Raw genomic sequence first — 17,777 nt, forward strand, 5'->3', positions numbered from 1 at the left:
ACTTAAACCATTGTAGGTGCTATGAAAAATCAATACCCACAAAATATCCCTCACTGCCTCTAACATTGAATACCGTATTGTCCTCAAAAATGAGGTACTGTCCTTTGATACCTTTCAAAACTCCTTTATAACTAGGAGTTTTATCCAGATTAAGACTTTTTACCATTGCGGGATATTGCAATACGGGAAATTCTAAATGGGTTTCTTCTCGATCATCCAAAAAATATTGGATGGCCTCATCGGGAATGTCCGCTTTTAATTTATTGCGCCATTCCACCAGATCCACATCCTCAATATCGTTTTTGAGCATTTTTTGCCAACTAGTCTTGTCACTAACAAACTCCTTAAGTGCTACTTCGGTAATTCCTGCCAAATAGCGGTTGGGTACCTCCACAATTTCAATGGCCTCATGCGCACCTTGGTCAATCCAACGAGTGGGAATTTGAGCTTTACGGGTAACCCCAACTTTAATGTTGCTGGAGTTTGCCAGGTACACGATATGTGGCTGAAGCTGCATCTTTTTTTCAAACTCAAGGTCACGGTCCTCTTTGTCCAAATGGGCGGTACTCAATTCAGGTTTCATGATCCAATCACCGGCGAGGGGTGTCTCAAAAAAACAAGATTTACAAAATCCCTGACGGTAAATAGGTTTGTCCTCCCCACAGTTCAAACATTGATATTTTATGAAATCTATCTGAAGTTCTTTGTTCAACGCTTGATTCATATTGATAAAGTCATTTTCAAAAACCAAAAAATATTGAATGGGACTTCCAATTTCCGTTCGCATCTTTCTTAGGACTCCTTCGTATAGCATATTAAAATGAATGTGTTTATCTTATTTGAAAATGAGTATTAGAAAAGCTATTTTAGCAGTTACGCCAACCTAATTTTCTTTGGTTAAAGATACCTAAAATGCCAATACCATTATTCAACTCCATTGCTTCTTGGTTATTAAGAAAGCGCTATCATCAGATAGAACTTTTTTTAAAGTATCCCTTGGATGTGCAGGATGAGGTATTGCGTAAGCTCGTGGACTTTTCCAAAGACACCATGATCGGTAAGCAATATGGTTTTCAAGACTTGCCAAAATATGATGAGTTTAGAAATCGAGTTCCCATTGTAACTTACGAAGATATTGCACCGCTTATTGAACGTACTCGTCGCGGTGAACAGAACCTATTCTGGCCTACTTCCATTAAATGGTTTGCAAAAAGTAGCGGAACCACAAATGCAAAGAGCAAGTTTATTCCTGTAAGTACGGAGGCATTGGAGGATTGTCATTATAAATCTAGCAAGGACTTGTTGTGTTTGTATTTGAACAATAATGAGAACTCCCAATTGTTTACGGGTAAAAGTCTTAGGTTGGGAGGCAGTAAAGAACTCTACGAGGACAATGGAACTTTTTTTGGCGATCTCTCTGCCATATTGATCGATAACATGCCATTGTGGGCCGAGTACAGCAGTACGCCAAGCAATAAAGTTTCTTTAATGACCGAATGGGAATCCAAATTAGAGGCCATTATCGAAGAAAGTATTAGAGAGAATGTAACCAGTTTAGCAGGTGTTCCGTCTTGGATGTTGGTATTGCTCAATCAGGTTTTGGAGAAAACAGGAAAGAACCATCTTTTCGAGATTTGGGAAAACTTGGAAGTCTATTTTCATGGAGGGGTAAGTTTTACGCCTTATAAGAATCAGTACAAAAAACTATTGCCCCGTAAGAAATTCAACTATTATGAAACCTACAATGCATCCGAAGGATTTTTTGGTATTCAGGATCAAAATAATTCCGATGAGCTTTTGTTGATGTTGGACTATGGTATTTTTTATGAGTTTATCCCAATAGATGCCAATGGGGAAGGAGATAAGGCCATTCCACTTTGGGAAGTTCAGTTGGGTGTTAACTATGCCATGATTATTACTACCAATGCTGGATTATGGCGGTATAAAATTGGGGATACCATTCGGTTTACTTCCAAAAATCCATATCGAATAAAGATTACCGGCCGCACCAAACACCATATCAATGTTTTTGGTGAAGAGTTGATTATTGAAAATGCAGAGGAAGCTTTAAAACAAATTTGCGAAAAAACCGAGGCGGAAATTATGGATTACACTGCCGCCCCAATTTTTATGACCGGTAAGGAAAAGGGTGCCCATGAATGGATTATAGAATTTAGAAAGCCGCCAGAAGACATGGCATATTTTACTGAAGTATTGGATAACGCTTTAAAGGCCCTTAACTCGGACTACGAGGCCAAACGGTATAACAACATTACTTTAAAAATGCCAAAAGTACATATTGCCCGTAAAAACTTGTTCCATGATTGGCTTAAATCCAAGAACAAATTAGGAGGGCAACACAAGATTCCAAGGTTGTCCAATGAACGTAACTATATTGAAGAGCTCCTGCAAATGAATTAAATTAGTGTAACCAACCTCAACCCTATGAATTTTCAGCAAATCTTTGATTTTTTTCTGATCATAGGAGCCGTGCATGGTTTTTTGTTTGTGATCGGCACTTTTTTGATTCGGAAAAAGTTTGAGATTCAAGTGATTTTTCTGAATCTTTTTGTTCTCTTTCTTTCGCTCAATAATTTTCAGACTTGGTTGTTGGAGAAAAACTTTTTTTACCAACCCTTTTTAGGAGGGCATTTTATCTTTCCATGGTATTTATTGATTGTGCCTTCGTTTTATGCATTTTTGGTTTATTATCTCGGTATACAAGAGAAACGATGGCCCTTTGTTTGGGTATCCCTGATTCTTTTTGCCGTTGGAATAATGGTTAGACTGTTCATTATATACATGGTTCAAAGGGACATATTCGATGTTTCTGTGGTGCGTAGGTTTAACTTGGCCGAAGATATGGTCGCACTTTCGTATTCTATTTTTCTCTATGTTAAATCCATACGCTTACTATTTCATTACAAGAATTTATATCCAGAAATTTTAAAAATGGATAATCTCAATTGGATTAAATGGTTTTTAAGATTAGGGGGTATAGTGTTCCTGTTCTGGATGTTCACTGTGATTTTGAACACCCTCGCAAAAAATCAAAATCCTTTCTATAGTTATTATCCGCTGCGCTTTTTTTCATCCCTGTTGATTTATTGGGTTGGCTATCAAGGTTTTTTTCAATATGTGGTATTGAAAGATAGGATTGGGCTGCGTTCTATTTTGGCAAAAAGAAAACCTGTACAAAGCGTGGAACAGGAATCAATCCAAAAACAAAGTGTTTTCGCTTCCATCGATGAGTACATAAAAACCAACCAACGGTATCTTGATCCTTTATTTAGTTTAAACGCTCTTGCCGATGAGTTGGAAATGGGAACCAGCAAACTATCCAAGGTTATCAATGAACATGGAGGTGAAAACTTTTCCGACTATATTAATGCCATGCGGGTATCGGAAGCAAAACGTATTTTGGCCGATACTGAGTATAAAGATTATACTATTGTGGCTATAGGACTGGAGTGCGGTTTCAATTCGAAGTCCGCATTCTATTCTTCATTCAAAAAGATTTGCGGTAAGACTCCATTGAGTTATCGTAATCAATAATAGCAACTTGTCCTGATTTTTCCGTAATGGATGTTTTGGGACACCTACTTTTTTATGTGACGCTAGTTTTGGTTTGAAACTAAAATATACCGTCATGAAAAATTTTATCACATTTAGTATTGTACTCTTTTCTGGTTTTGTTTGGGCTCAAGATAATTTGATCTATGGTGAGCTAGGGGGAGCTAGCCCAAAGTTTTCCGTTAATTATGAGCGTCAGTTTTTTGATAATTCACATGTTAATGTTCGAGCAGGTGTTGGTGTTAGTTTTTGGGAAACTTTTGACGATGCCAATGTTACCGCTCCCTTGGGATTATATTATCTCCAAGATGTAAAAAATGGAAATTTTATAGAACTGGGTGTTACCACTACTTTGAATTTAAGTAGTCTATCGTCCAGTAATTTTGGATTTTTATTGCCCAATATTGGTTATCGAAAATATTACGCAAATAAAAAAGGGTTCTTGAAATTGACCTTTTGTCCCATAATTTTTGATAAGGATGAATTCCTGCCTTGGGCAGGTATTTCCGTAGGACAAAGGTTTTAAAACTTCCGAATAAAAATTGACTGAATACACATAAAAATGAACATATTGTATAATAAAAATGAATTTACGAAAACGTTTTCGTAAATTTGAACCATTCGTCGTAAAAACATTTCTTTTGAACAAATAAAAGAGGATTTACAACGTTTAATGATGAAATTCCCCGGAACAAATCTTTTAAATAAACACAAAACCATTAAGGTCATGGCAGAAAAACTCGTTGTAATCTCAGATAAGTGGGGGGCTAAAAAGGGACTATGGATAGCCTCTTATTTTGGATACCTTCAACAGTACTACGATATTGTTTTCCACGATTGTCAACAATTGGGCAATGTGGATGTTTCCATATCATCGGAAGAAAATATTGATAGAGCATTTAATGAAAAAGCTATTGATAGAGCGGTATCCAACTTGATTAAAAAAGAAACCCAGCAAGCACATTATTTGGCATTTGGTACAGGTGCAACGGTAGTTTACAAGGCATCTCTAAAAGGGTTACCTGCTAAAACCATTACCGCGATCTCTGCTTTGGGAATTGAGTTGGAAGAAGAATCACCCAATGCCAATATTAAATTAATTTACGGTGAGTGCGATAAATCCAAGCCTGGTTTAAAGTGGGCCAAAAGTGTAGGGGCGAATCTTAAAATTGTTCCCAATTTTGGACATACTCTTTACTCTGACGAGAAAATAATTTCAGAAATCAGTTTGGAGTTATTGGAAAATATCACCAAAAACTTGGTTTAAGAAACTGCCTTTAGTTTTTTGACCGTTTCGTAGGATAGTTTTTTCTCAGCGTAACCCTTTGTGACCTTGAATTCTGTTTCATCGCTGCTTGGCAGTGTGAACATGGCATCCGTGAACACGGCTTCACATAAAGAGCGAAGACCTCTTGCACCAAGTTTATATTCCACAGCCTTTTCCACAATGTAATCCAATGCCTGATCAGTAATGGTGAATTCAATGTCATCCATGGCAAACAGTTTTTCGTACTGTTTTATGATGGCATTCTTAGGCTCCGTTAGAATGGCGCGAAGCGTTTTGGCATCCAAGGGATTCATATGGGTAAGTACAGGAAGTCTTCCTATAATTTCCGGGATAAGTCCAAATTCCTTTAAGTCCTTTGGTATGATGTACTGAAGGATATTTTCTTGATCCAGGTTTTCTTCGGCTTTGGAAGCACTATAACCCACGGCTTGCATGTTCAAGCGTTTGGTGATGATACGTTCTATGCCATCAAAAGCTCCACCGGCAACAAAAAGAATATTCTCAGTATTGACCTCGATGAATTTTTGGTCAGGGTGTTTACGGCCACCTTTAGGTGGTACATTAACTGTGGTGCCCTCCAAAAGTTTTAAAAGACCTTGTTGAACACCCTCCCCGGAAACATCTCGGGTAATGGATGGATTATCACTTTTTCTGGCGATTTTGTCTATTTCATCAATAAAAACAATACCACGCTCTGCTTTTTCCAAGTTGTAGTCTGCAGCTTGTAACAAACGGGTCAAAATACTTTCGACGTCCTCTCCAACGTAACCAGCTTCTGTTAATACTGTTGCATCAACAATGGCAAGGGGTACATTTAGCATTTTGGCAATGGTCTTGGCGATAAGGGTTTTACCTGTACCGGTTTGCCCAACCATAACTATGTTACTCTTTTGGATTTCGATATCCTCCTCCTTGCCCTTGGTCTGTAACAATCTTTTATAGTGATTGTACACCGCTACGGACATCACCTTTTTTGTTCTTTCCTGTCCAATCACAAATGTGTCCAAGAAATCGTGAATCTCCATAGGTTTTTTTAAAACCAATTCAGAAGATAAATCTTGATTTTTAGTCTGTTTGGACTCTTCGGCTACAATGCTATGAGCTTGTTCTATGCATCTGTCGCAAATATGCGCATCAAGACCGGCTATCAATAAATTGGTTTCCGGCTTTTTTCTACCACAAAAAGAACATTCCAAATTTTCCTTTGCCATATTGTTTTAATCTTCAACCATTAATAACGCAAAAAAATACGATTTGTTCTGCGTTAACCGATTGTTTTTTAATCCATTATAGAGGTTTCTTATTTTTCTCTAACTAATATTTCATCGATCATTCCATATTCTTTGGCCTCTGGTGCCCTCATCCAAAAATCACGATCACTGTCTTCGTAGACTTTATCAAAAGTTTGGCCCGAGTGCTTGGAAATGATTTCATAAAGCTCATCTTTGATTTTGAGTACTTCTTGGGCTGCAATTTCAATGTCGCTGGCCTGACCCTGTGCTCCGGAGAGTGGTTGGTGGATCATTACCCTTGAATGAGGCAATCCACTTCGTTTGCCTTCGTGTCCGGCACAAAGTAGCACGGCTGCCATGGATGCGGCAATCCCAGTACAAATGGTGGCCACATCTGGCTTTATAAATTGCATGGTATCATAAATACCCAATCCTGCATACACACTTCCTCCTGGGGAGTTAATGTATATTTGAATGTCTTTGGAGGCATCGGCACTTTCCAAGAAAAGCAATTGCGCCTGTACAATATTGGCTACCTGATCATTGATTCCGGTTCCCATAAAAATAATCCTGTCCATCATCAATCTGGAGAAAACATCCATGGCAACTGCGTTCAATTGCCTTTCTTCGATGATATTTGGTGTCATGTTCATAGGGTACATGGTACTCATGATTTTATCATAGTACATGCTGTTTATGCCATGGTGTTGGGTAGCGTATTTTTTAAATTCTTTTCCGTAATCCATAGGATTTGACTCGATTTATCTTAAAAAAAAGGTGCCGAAAAATTGGCTTTTCGGCACCGTAAAGATACTTATTTTTCTTTTAGCGAAGCCTTAGCTGTATGCTTCCTTGATGAAGTCGTCATAAGAGACTTCCTTCACCTTAAGGTTGGCCTTTTCTTTATAAAGGTCCAAAAGTTTTTGGCTCATCAGTTGTTCAGATAGTCTTTTTACCTCGTCCTGATTGCTCATTACCCTTGCGGCAACACTTTCCAATTCTTCTTCTTTAGGGTCCATATGGCCATATTGCGCCATCTGTGATTTGATGAATCCTTTAGCGAAATCCTTCAGCTCATCAAACTGAACTTGAAGTTCGTTTTCCTGGATGATCTTACCTTCGATCAATTGGTAACGAAGTCCCTTTTCAGATTTTTCAAACTCCTCTTTGGCTTCATCTTCGGTAAGTGGATTTTCTCCACTGATCTGAATCCATTTTCTCAAGAACTCGGAAGGAAGCTCGAATTTCGTCTCATCAATTAATTTTTCGGTGATATCGTTCAACAACTTTTGATCAGATTGTTGTTCGAACTGTTTTTCCGAATCTTCTTTGATTTTGTCCTTCAATTCTTTTTCTGAGGTCACTTTGCCTTCACCGAACAATTTATCAAAAAGCTCCTGGTCCAAAGCTGCAGGCTCTCTTTCGTTGATTTCTTCAATGGTGAAAGTAACGTTAACTTTTAAGCCGTCTGCTTTGTCCTGTGCAATACCCAAAGCACTGGAAAGGAGGTAGTCTTCTTTAAAAAGTCCTTTGGTTGAAAGTGTAACGGAGTCACCAACTTTTTTGCCAACAAGGGTATCAATAGCTTTTTTGCTCTTGATTTTATCCATTTCAATGGTGGCCTTGTGATCGATTTCTTCCTCTTCATTTGTAAAGAAACCTGTAATCTCATCAGTCTTCCCTACTTCGGTCTTGGAAACCAATTTTCCGTATTGCTTTTGAATACGTTCCACCTGTTCTTTGATCATTTTTTTGTCGGCTACAATTTTATATTGGGTAACCGCTTTTTTGGTCTTCAAGTTAACGTCGAAGCTTGGTGCCAACCCCAATTCAAATTCAAAATCCAAATTGTCCTTGTCCCAATCAAAATCGTCTTGTTGTTTTGGCAGTGGATTACCCAAAACATCCAATTTTTCTTCGGTAAGGTATTTGTTCAGATTGTCTTGAAGCAATTTGTTTACCTCATCTACCAAAACAGCTTTACCATACTGTTTTTTGATAAGTCCCATGGGAACTTGTCCTTTTCTAAAGCCAGGAATATTGGCCTGTTTTCTGTAATCCTTTAGGATTTTCTCTACTTTGTCTTGATAGTCTTCTTTACTTACAGCAACTTTCACAACTGCATTAAGATCGTCAATCTGCTCTTTGGTTATATTCATCTCCTACCTAATTTGCTTTTCAAAAATGGGATGCAAAAGTAACTCTTTTTTGTCTTGTCACCAACTTTTTAAACCGTTGACTTTCAAACCATATGATTTCTATTGGTCTTCTTTTAAAATAGAGTGTAAAATAGCTTGCAAAAATGAGAGCAAAAGACTGAAAATGATGGCCCACCAAAAACTGGTAACTTGAAATCCATCAATAAGATTGGATGTTAAAAGAATAATTATCGCATTGATTACCAGAAGGAAAAGCCCAAGGGTTAGAATGGTAATGGGCAAGGTTAAAATGACTAAAATCGGCTTTACCAAAAAGTTAAGAACACTTAGCACAATGGCAACGATAATAGCTGTAAGCATGGAATCGACTCCTACACCTGGTAGCACGTAAGAAAGTATCACAACAGCCAAGGCGTTCAGCAATAATCTTATAATAAGTTTCATAGATGTGTTTTTAAGGTTTTAATAATAAAAAAAGACACCGATTAACGGTGCCTTTAAGATAAAGAAAATAATGTTTGTTTAGTCAATATATAGTCCAGTGTAATCCAAAGGATTAACACCGGGCAAATTAGAATTGTATTTTGTATTGATAGCTTCAACAAAGGCATTGGCTACAATGGCATAGCCTCTTGGTGCGGGGTGAACTCCATCCAATGAAAACCCTCCTCCTGTAGCAAACTCTGCTGTAACAACACTTCCGTCGCCTAGTTGGACACCGTTAGTGTTAAGGTTGCTCAACAAAGCGTTGGCATCAACAAATGCAAGGTCGTAAGCGGCAGCCAAACCAGCAATGGTTTGGTTATATGAGGTTAAAGCGGTTTCCACTATATCTTGTTCCTCTGGGGTCAAAACCCATTTGTCTGCCAATGGAACTGCAACTCCATTTATAGAGGTTGGGTTGTTTGGGTCTGCAAGCGTACCGATAAAACTTCTTGAAGTAAGTACCATTAAGTCATCTGCAGTGGCTTGTCTCATATTGATCAATGCGGGGTTGAAACCGGTAAGATCAGTAAGGTCTTCGTCCATGATGACAACAGGATTCCCCTCACCAGCATTAAATGTTATAGTTCTTTGTGCCAATTCATCTTCGGTGATTAGGCCAAGTCCCTGCAATTGTGCCAAACCAGCATTGTATGCTCCATAAGCCTCTGCACTGTTCAAGAAGGCAGCGGTGGCTTCATCCAAAGGAATGGGGTTGTGAGGTACTGTGGTAAAATATGGTAAATCTGTTACATTAGGTAAATTGGCGATAACACCTTTGGCCCCATTGGCTGTCAAGGTGCCTAGCACACCGTCGATTACTCCTGCAAAAAGGGTTGGGTCTGTTATGTCTTCTCTGGCATAGGTTGTTGCGTCCAAGTTCCCTGCTTGATTGACACCGGTACCGCCACCTACGGCATAAAGTAGGATGTCATTGGAACCGGCCCACAAAGTGAAAAAAGTAGCACCTTGTGCTGCAGCATCACTGATTACCGTTGCAGTTTCGGAGGATGAAAATCTTGCAAAATATGGATTGGCCGTACCCATGGCAACACCAGTTACACTACCGTATTCAGGTGCCAATAATTCATAACTTTTGGTGCCGGGAACCCCCATATTATTGAAGGGGCCGGTTAACTTGTTCGAAACCTCAGTGGTTCCAGTACCTGAAACTGGTACAGGAGCTGGACTTTCACCAAGAAAGGATAAGATTAATCTATTTTCTGTGATTTGATTTCCGCCGAGTGTCATGCCTCCTAAATTGTCCGCCATAAAAGGAATTTCAAAATCTCCTCCGCCGACAAGTGCGAAATTTTGAGCTAGCATATTTGGGAATGATGCTTCCTGACCTGCAATGAAAAGTGCATTGTCGGAATATCCAGCAGTTAGAGAGCTTCCAACTGCCACATATTTGGTGAAATCTGCAGTTCCTGATGTATATTCTACTGGGGTTGGGTCTGGTGTGTCGATCGGAGTATCATCTTCACATGCAATCAAGAATAAGCCTAGGAATGGGAGTAGGGCATAAAACTTTTTCATATCAAATAATCTGTATCAGTTAGTTTATGTTAATCGTTATGGTAAAACCAGAATTAACCAAATCTATATCAAATTTGTCATACAGACAATTAAATGGGTAAAAAAATTATGCATGCATAATAAAAAGGGGTGAATTTTAAGAATTCAAAAACTTGAAACTCTTTTCAAAAAACTGTTTTGGATTTTCTGCATGCAACCAATGCCCAGCTTTATCAATGGTTTCGATTTTGGCGTTGGGAAAGTGTCTTTTGATTTCGGAAGAGTCGTCGGGTTGTATGTATTCGGAGCGATCTCCTCGCAAAAACAGCGTGGGGCCGTCATAAATTGCGTTTGGAAATATGTTTTCACCGATTTCCTCCATTCGGTCCTTGAGCACGTCAAAATTAAAGCGAAAACCTAGTTTTTCTTTTTCGACCCAATACAGGTTTTTTAACAAGAACTGCCTAATCCCTCTATCCTTTATGTATTTGGAGAGCTTATCATCTGCTTCTCTTCGGTCGGATATTTTATCAAAATCCAAATGGGAAAGTCCATTGAATATAAAATCGTGATGTGGGGGATAAAATTTTGGTGCAATATCGGCAACAATGAGTTTTTTTACCCTATCAGGATGTGAGGTTGCCAGTTGCATAGCTGTTTTGCCTCCCATGGAATGGCCCAAGACTATGGCGGAATCTAGGTTGAGATGATTCATATAATTAATGACATCATCACTCAATAAATCGTAATTGAACTCATCGGAATGAAAACTTTTCCCATGGTTTCGTTGATCTATCAAATGAACTTGAAATCCATTTTCAGCATATTTGGAACCAAGGGTTTTCCAGTTGTCCGACATGCCCAAAAAACCATGTAGGATTATAAAAGGTTGTCCTTTGCCCAATATTTTCGAATGTAATATCTCCATTATTTTAATCGGTGTAAATACATGTTTACCACATTTTCAAGACCCAGATAGAGGGATTCACAGATTAAGGCATGCCCGATGGATACCTCTAAAAGATGTGGAATATGCTCTTTAAAGAATTTGATATTGTCCAAACTAAGGTCGTGCCCAGCGTTGAGCCCTAGCCCAACTTGGTGTGCCATTTTGGCTGCCTCTACAAACGGAGCTACGCCCTTTTCTTTATTGCCTTTGGCAAATTCGTCAGCAAAGCTTTCGGTATAAAGCTCTACTCGGTCTGTACCTGTTGCTGCAGCTCCTTTTACCATCTCTACATCGGGATCAACAAAAATGGAGGTGCGGATACCATTCTCTTTAAACGTCTTGATTACATCAACCAGAAAATCCTTGTGTTTAATGGTGTCCCAACCTGCGTTTGAGGTAATGGCATCTTCTGCATCGGGCACCAACGTGACCTGGGTAGGCTTTACTTCAAGTACCAAATCAATGAATTTCGGAATGGGGTTCCCCTCGATATTAAATTCCGTAGTTACCACTTTTTTAAGGTCTCGCGCATCTTGGTAGCGTATATGGCGCTCATCGGGTCTTGGGTGAATTGTGATGCCTTGTGCGCCAAAAGCTTCGATGTCCTTGGTCGAAGTTATCAGGTTGGGTACATTACCGCCCCTAGAATTTCGTAAAGTAGCCAGTTTATTTATGTTGACACTCAACTTTGTCATGGAGTTCTTTTTTAGATTGTCAAAAATAAGAATTCGGCATGCCTTTTGCTATTTTAAATTAGTATTTTGCACCTAATAGAATTGTTATGAACATTCAAGATAAAATAATCGGTACAGTTCCAGTTTTTAAGGTATCACAAACCTTGAAGGACGTAATCACCTTTTTTGAAGAGACCACGTATTCCCATGTGGGTGTTACTGAAAATGGTGCTTATTTGGGATTGTTGTCGGAAAATGATCTTGCCTGTTTTGAGCCCAAGAAGAAAATTGATGATTTTAGGTTTGAAATGGAAGACTTTTTCGTAACCAAGGAGACTGCTTGGTTGGATGTGCTAGAAATGTTCTCTAGGAACGAAGCCAATATATTGCCGGTTTTGGATGAAGACCGTTTAATTGTTGGTTACTATGATCTTGAAGATGTTGTGGATGTATTTATTGATACTCCTTTCTTCAGGGAACCAGGTGCCATTTTGGTGGTGTCGATTGGAGTGAAAGATTACTCCTTTAGTGAAATTGCCCAAATTGTGGAGGGGAACAATGCCCGTTTATTGGGGGCGTTTATCACCGAGTCCGAGAATGATATTGTTCAAATTACCTTAAAAGTCGGTACGCAGAGTTTAAACGAGGTGGCCCAAACTTTTAGAAGGTATAACTACACCATTGTATTTGGGAACAGCGATGATCAGTTCTTGGAAGATTTGAAACAGCGTTCCGACTATCTAGAAAAATATCTTAACGTTTAGTATGAAAGTAGCCATTTACGGTCAGTCTTTTCAAGAAGAGGACCAGCTTTGTGTAGAGGAACTTTTGGACGAATTGAAGAAGTTGGGTGCATCTGTTTATGTTGAGGAAAACTTCAATGAGCTAGTGGCTACAATCACCAAAGAACAAGTAAAAGGGACATTTACCCAATCTAAGGGATTGGATTCTTCCTTTGATATGTTTGTGAGTTTTGGTGGCGATGGCACCATGTTAAGGGCCGTTACCTATATTAAAGACTACGGAATCCCCATTGTCGGGGTCAATACCGGTCGCTTGGGATTCTTGTCAACCTTTAAAAAAGAAAATGTTCGCAAGCTTGTAACGGAATTTGTTGCAGGACACTATACCATAGAGGAACGTACCTTGGTGGAAGTGGAACTCAATTCCGAATCGGATGAGTTCAATGGGCTCAATTTTGCCCTGAATGAAATCACTGTCAGCCGCAAGGATACGACTTCCATGATTACTGTGGAAACTTGGTTGGACGATGAATATTTGACTTCATACTGGTCCGATGGATTGATTGTTTCCACCCCGACCGGTTCAACTGGGTATTCTTTGAGTTGCGGTGGCCCCGTAATTGCACCTTCTGCAAAATCCTTAGTGTTGACGCCGATTGCTCCGCATAACCTTAATGCCCGTCCATTGGTTATTTCTGATAGTACCCAAATTAGGTTAAAGGTATCGGGTAGGGAACAAACGCATTTGGTTTCTTTGGATTCGCGTATCGCCGATATCCCAAATGATAAGGAAATCCGAATCAAAAAAGCGGACTTTACCATTAAAATGATTGAGTACAAATCCGAAAGCTTTTTGAAAACATTGCGTAACAAATTACTTTGGGGGGAAGATCGACGCAATTGATAACTTCAAAAACAATAAAAGGAGCGAAAAACTGTTTTACAAAGGAGAACAATTCTAAATATAAATCTATTGACCTTCCTTTACTCTTAATTCTTCAAACTTTTTGGATAGTATGCGGATAGTTTTGGCTGTTTTTCTATGCTGTGTGATCAAGGTAAGTGCACAGACCTACGAGATAGGTGTGTTTGCCGGAGGCGCCAACATGATAGGTGATGTGGGAAGGACCAATTACATCTTGCCTTCGGGGCCCGCCTTTGGAGGAATCTTTAAGTGGAACAAAGGGAAACGCTATGCTTGGCGTGCAAGCGTACTTTATGGCGAAGTTACTGCCGATGATACTAAATCCAGCATGGAATCCCGACAACAAAGGGGCTATGTGGCGGATAATTCCATTTTGGAATTTTCCGCTGGACTGGAAATTAACTTTGTGGAATACAATCTTCATAAGCTCGGACCCGCCTTCACACCTTACCTTTACACTGGGTTTACCTACTTTAGGTACGATTTTAATTATATTGATGCCCTTCAAATGCAGGATATTAACCAAAAAGACGGTAGTTTTGCAATTCCAATGACGGTTGGGGCTAAGTATCGTTTAAATCAATTTCTGATTCTTGGAGCCGAAATTGGGGCCAGATATACTTTTACGGACAATTTGGACGCGAGTAACCCAGAAGGTTCCAATTTTGAGCAATTCCGATTCGGGAATATATTGAGCGACGACTGGTACGTTTTTTCAGGTATAACATTGACCTATACCTTTGGACGTAAGCCTTGCCAGGATTGTTTTCAATAAAATGCACACACTAGAGGACGTAGACAAAAATAAACTGCCAAAGCATGTCGCCATAATTATGGACGGTAATGGCAGATGGGCAAAACAACGTGGCAAGCTTCGCATGTTTGGACACGAAAATGGAGTGGAAGCCGTTAACCAAACAGTGGAGAATTGTGCAAAACTCCAGATTCCCTTTTTAACCCTTTATGCCTTCTCAACTGAAAACTGGAAGCGTCCGAAGAATGAGGTAGATACTTTAATGAGGCTTTTGGTAAATGTCCTAAAAAAGGAATTAAAGACCTTGAACAAGCATAATATAAGGTTAAGGGCAATAGGTAAAATAGACACATTACCCCAAAAAGTCCATAAAGAACTAACTGAGGTCATGTCCAAAACGGAAAATAATTCAGGTATGACCTTAACGCTCGCATTGAGCTATGGCTCCCGAGAAGAGATAAAAACCGCGGTTCAAGAGATAGCGACCAAAGTTAAAAATAACATAATTTCCCCCGAAAATATTGATGAAACAGTTATAAATACACATCTTTACGCGCACTTTTTGCCTGATGTAGACCTACTTATACGCACTAGCGGTGAATGTAGGATAAGTAATTTTTTACTTTGGCAGATTGCATACGCCGAATTATATTTTATTGATGTATTTTGGCCCGACTTTAGAGAAAACCATTTGGTAGAGGCCATATTAAGTTACCAAAATAGAGAACGACGATTTGGAAAAACGAGCGAACAACTTAACTAAGGGTATTACAAACTTCATCCTTTCAACCCTTATTATCCCATTATTTTTATTTTCAGCCCACGGTATTGCCCAAGAGACCGACTTTGAAGAAGGCAAGCAGTATATTTTGGGAGGGTTAACCGTAACAGGGTTACAAAGCTATAACGAGCAGACTGTAAAAAGCTATACCGGTTTGCGAGTTGGACAGCCCATCAAGGTGCCGGGAGATGAAATAAGTGCTGTGATTAAAAAGTTGTGGAACTTGGATTTGTTCAGCAACGTTGAGATGTTCTACACGAAAATCGAGGATAATAGGATATTTCTGGAACTCAATATTACAGAACGCCCAACCTTGAATAATGTGATTGTATATGGTGTCAAAAAGCGAAAAGTTGAAGACATCATCGAAGATACGGACCTTAAAAAGGGCAAGAAGATTACAGAAAGTTTAATTGCCAATACCAAAAACTATCTTCAGAACAAGTACAAAAAGCAAGGTTTTCTTAATGCAAAGGTTGCTATTGCCACCTCTACCGATACCACAGGGACAAATGTCCAGAACATGGTAATCAACGTAAACAAAGGTGATAAGGTGAAAATTAAGAGTATCAACTTTGTTGGCAATGAAAAACTGTCTAATAAAAGACTTAAGAAGTCTTTGAAAAACACCAAGAAGAAAAAGTTTTACCGTTTTTGGAAGAAGTCAAAGTACATATCTGCTGATTTTGAAGAAGACCTTTCAAACCTTGTGGATACATATGCAGAAAGAGGTTACAGGGATGCCAGGGTTTTGTCGGACACTTTTGTGAAGTTGGATGAAAAGAATATTGAGCTCACCATCAAAGTAGAGGAAGGTGATAAGTACTACTTTGGTGAAATTAATTTTGTTGGGAACTCTGTTTATACTGATCGGCAATTGAGCCAAGTTTTGGGAATCAAGAAAGGGGATACGTATAATGGAGTATTGCTCAAGGAACGCATTGCGGACGATTCCAAACCAGATGCTGAGGATTTGACCAACCTTTATCAAAATAATGGTTATTTATTCTCCAGTATTAACCCAGTTGAGGTATCTGCCGTCAACGATACTATCGATTTTGAAATAAGAATTATTGAAGGTAAAGAGACCTTTTTGGACCATGTAACCGTATCTGGTAACGATAAAACCAATGATCATGTAATATTCAGGGAGATTCGTACCAGGCCCGGTCAAAAATATAGCAAGCAGAATATTGTAAGGACAATCAGAGAATTGGGTCAGCTTGGATTTTTTGATGCTGAACAAATTGTTCCGGATATTATTAATCCAGACCCAAATGCGGGAACGGTGGATGTTAACTATAGTTTAGTGGAATCCGGTTCTAGTCAAATAGAATTGCAAGGTGGATTTGGTGGCGGAGGCTTTATAGGTACATTGGGACTTTCTTTTAGTAACTTTTCCTTAAAGAACATTTTTAACAAAGAAGCTTATAAGCCTGTTCCTATGGGAGATGGCCAAACTTTTGCTTTGCGTTTGCAGGCCAGTAGGACGTTCCGTGTTTACAGTTTGAATTTCTCGGAACCATGGTTGGGAGGTAAAAAACCGGTAAGATTCAATCTGTCCCTTTCTAGAACGCAACAATTTGCGACCGGTTACAACCAGAATGGTAGATTGGATGTGGATAAATCCCGTGGTTTTGCAATTACAGGAGTTTCTGCAGGTTTGGCAAAACGAGTACAATGGCCCGACGATTTCTTTACCTTGTCACATTCATTGAGCTATCAGTTGTATGATTTTAATGATTACAACAGTGGGCTTTTCAATTTTGGTAACGGTAGTTCCAACTCCTTAAGTTATACTTTTGGAATTTCAAGGAGTTCCCAAGGACCTAGTAGGATATTTCCGTTGTCAGGTTCTAATTTTGAGTTGACTGCCAAGTTCACGCCACCTTACTCTCTTTTCAGTGGAAAAGATTACAAACAATTGAGACAAGATGTCGACGACACTACCCGAAGACTCTTTGAAATTGGGGAACCAGGATCGGCAGAAGAACAGCTTGAGTTTAACCAGCTGAGAGGTGAGTTGGAGGAATTGGAAGAGGAACGATTTAAGTTGTTGGAATACTACAAGATTAAGTTTAAAGGAGATTGGTATACCAGAATTGTGGATAAACTGGTTCTGCGCACCAATGCAGAATTTGGATTTTTGGGAGCTTACAACCACGATATTGGTGATGTTCCCTTTGAGCGTTTTTATGTTGGAGGTGATGGTCTCGGAAACTTTACCTTGGATGGTAGGGATGTTGTGCAGCTTCGTGGATACGAGAACCAGTCACTAACTCCATATATCACAAATGCCATTACAGGTAACTTGGAGCAGGACGGAGGAACTATCTACAATAAGTTTTCTTTGGAAATGCGTTATCCACTTACGTTAAAGCCATCAGCTTCGATTTATGCACTATCTTTTTTAGAGGCAGGTAATGCCTTCAACAATTTTAATGATTATAATCCGTTTGAGTTAAAAAGATCTGCCGGAGTGGGGCTGCGTATATTTATGCCGGCATTCGGACTCTTGGGAATTGATTTTGGTTATGGCTTCGATACAGATGCCCGTCCAGGATCCGTCGGACCAAGTGGCTGGCAAACACACTTCATCATCGGGCAGCAGTTTTAATCAATGGAAAAACGTGTATTACTAATTTATAAATAGCTCATTTTAAATTAAATAGTAATTTTGGCACGATATTTTCTATGT

At 39.2% G+C, this 17,777-nt stretch carries 17 protein-coding genes; 9 read left to right on the top strand and 8 right to left on the bottom strand.

The annotated features are described in order from the left end of the window. Positions 1-19: 19 nt before the first annotated feature. Complete coding sequence (locus tag D2V08_RS00180) at positions 20-814, bottom strand: DUF2797 domain-containing protein (protein WP_119606139.1); 795 nt, start codon at positions 812-814, stop codon at positions 20-22. Positions 815-912: 98 nt separating this feature from the next. Between D2V08_RS00180 and D2V08_RS00185 the strand changes: the two genes are divergently transcribed. The 4 genes from D2V08_RS00185 to D2V08_RS00200 all read left to right on the top strand — a co-directional run bounded on the left by D2V08_RS00185 (position 913) and on the right by D2V08_RS00200 (position 4,840). After that, positions 913-2,421, top strand: a complete 1,509-nt coding sequence (locus D2V08_RS00185) for a GH3 auxin-responsive promoter family protein (RefSeq protein WP_119606140.1) — start codon at positions 913-915, stop codon at positions 2,419-2,421. 24 nt (positions 2,422-2,445) lie between these two features. Further along, entirely contained in the window at positions 2,446-3,555 is a 1,110-nt protein-coding gene (locus tag D2V08_RS00190) for a helix-turn-helix domain-containing protein (protein ID WP_119606141.1), read from the top strand. 94 nt (positions 3,556-3,649) lie between these two features. Next, positions 3,650-4,099: a hypothetical protein gene (locus tag D2V08_RS00195; RefSeq protein WP_119606142.1), complete on the top strand. Its 450-nt coding sequence runs from the start codon at positions 3,650-3,652 to the stop codon at positions 4,097-4,099. A gap of 201 nt (positions 4,100-4,300) precedes the next feature. Next, on the top strand, positions 4,301-4,840 hold the full coding sequence (locus D2V08_RS00200; protein ID WP_119606282.1) for a hypothetical protein: 540 nt from the start codon (positions 4,301-4,303) through the stop codon (positions 4,838-4,840). Here D2V08_RS00200 and clpX read toward each other — a convergent pair. The 7 genes from clpX to D2V08_RS00235 form a co-directional block, all read right to left on the bottom strand. Next, positions 4,837-6,072: an ATP-dependent Clp protease ATP-binding subunit ClpX gene (gene clpX / locus D2V08_RS00205; protein ID WP_119606143.1), complete on the bottom strand. Its 1,236-nt coding sequence runs from the start codon at positions 6,070-6,072 to the stop codon at positions 4,837-4,839. The genes D2V08_RS00200 and clpX overlap by 4 nt on opposite strands. An 89-nt stretch (positions 6,073-6,161) precedes the next feature. Further along, entirely contained in the window at positions 6,162-6,839 is a 678-nt protein-coding gene (gene clpP, locus D2V08_RS00210) for an ATP-dependent Clp endopeptidase proteolytic subunit ClpP (RefSeq protein WP_119606144.1), read from the bottom strand. Positions 6,840-6,929: 90 nt separating this feature from the next. Further along, positions 6,930-8,252, bottom strand: coding sequence for a trigger factor (tig, locus tag D2V08_RS00215; protein ID WP_119606145.1), 1,323 nt, complete (start codon positions 8,250-8,252; stop codon positions 6,930-6,932). Between the two features lie 99 nt (positions 8,253-8,351). Next, a complete protein-coding gene (locus D2V08_RS00220) occupies positions 8,352-8,696 on the bottom strand; it encodes a phage holin family protein (RefSeq protein ID WP_119606146.1) in 345 nt (114 codons plus the stop codon). Between the two features lie 78 nt (positions 8,697-8,774). Further along, positions 8,775-10,274, bottom strand: a complete 1,500-nt coding sequence (locus tag D2V08_RS00225) for a G-D-S-L family lipolytic protein (protein ID WP_119606147.1) — start codon at positions 10,272-10,274, stop codon at positions 8,775-8,777. A 136-nt stretch (positions 10,275-10,410) separates the two neighbouring features. Beyond that, the gene (locus D2V08_RS00230; RefSeq protein ID WP_119606148.1) at positions 10,411-11,181 is read right to left on the bottom strand and encodes an alpha/beta fold hydrolase; all 771 of its coding nucleotides are present in this window, start codon (positions 11,179-11,181) and stop codon (positions 10,411-10,413) included. After that, entirely contained in the window at positions 11,181-11,897 is a 717-nt protein-coding gene (locus D2V08_RS00235) for a pyridoxine 5'-phosphate synthase (protein ID WP_119606149.1), read from the bottom strand. The genes D2V08_RS00230 and D2V08_RS00235 overlap by 1 nt, the downstream gene beginning before the upstream one ends. Positions 11,898-11,983: 86 nt before the next feature. Here D2V08_RS00235 and D2V08_RS00240 point away from each other — a divergent pair, with 86 nt between their 5' ends. The 5 genes from D2V08_RS00240 (at position 11,984) to bamA (ending at position 17,696) form a co-directional block, all read left to right on the top strand. Further along, entirely contained in the window at positions 11,984-12,640 is a 657-nt protein-coding gene (locus tag D2V08_RS00240; protein WP_119606150.1) for a CBS domain-containing protein, read from the top strand. 1 nt (position 12,641) lies between these two features. After that, the gene (locus D2V08_RS00245; protein ID WP_119606151.1) at positions 12,642-13,523 is read left to right on the top strand and encodes an NAD kinase; all 882 of its coding nucleotides are present in this window, start codon (positions 12,642-12,644) and stop codon (positions 13,521-13,523) included. 112 nt (positions 13,524-13,635) lie between these two features. Then, entirely contained in the window at positions 13,636-14,319 is a 684-nt protein-coding gene (gene porG / locus D2V08_RS00250) for a type IX secretion system protein PorG (RefSeq protein WP_119606152.1), read from the top strand. A 1-nt stretch (position 14,320) separates the two neighbouring features. After that, positions 14,321-15,061, top strand: coding sequence for an undecaprenyl pyrophosphate synthase (gene uppS / locus D2V08_RS00255; RefSeq protein ID WP_119606153.1), 741 nt, complete (start codon positions 14,321-14,323; stop codon positions 15,059-15,061). Beyond that, on the top strand, positions 15,033-17,696 hold the full coding sequence (gene bamA, locus D2V08_RS00260) for an outer membrane protein assembly factor BamA (RefSeq protein WP_119606154.1): 2,664 nt from the start codon (positions 15,033-15,035) through the stop codon (positions 17,694-17,696). The genes uppS and bamA overlap by 29 nt, the downstream gene beginning before the upstream one ends. The last annotated feature ends 81 nt before the right edge of the window (positions 17,697-17,777 follow it).

Origin of the sequence: Flagellimonas lutimaris, from assembly GCF_003581615.1 — a bacterium.
Lineage (GTDB): Bacteria > Bacteroidota > Bacteroidia > Flavobacteriales > Flavobacteriaceae > Flagellimonas > Flagellimonas lutimaris.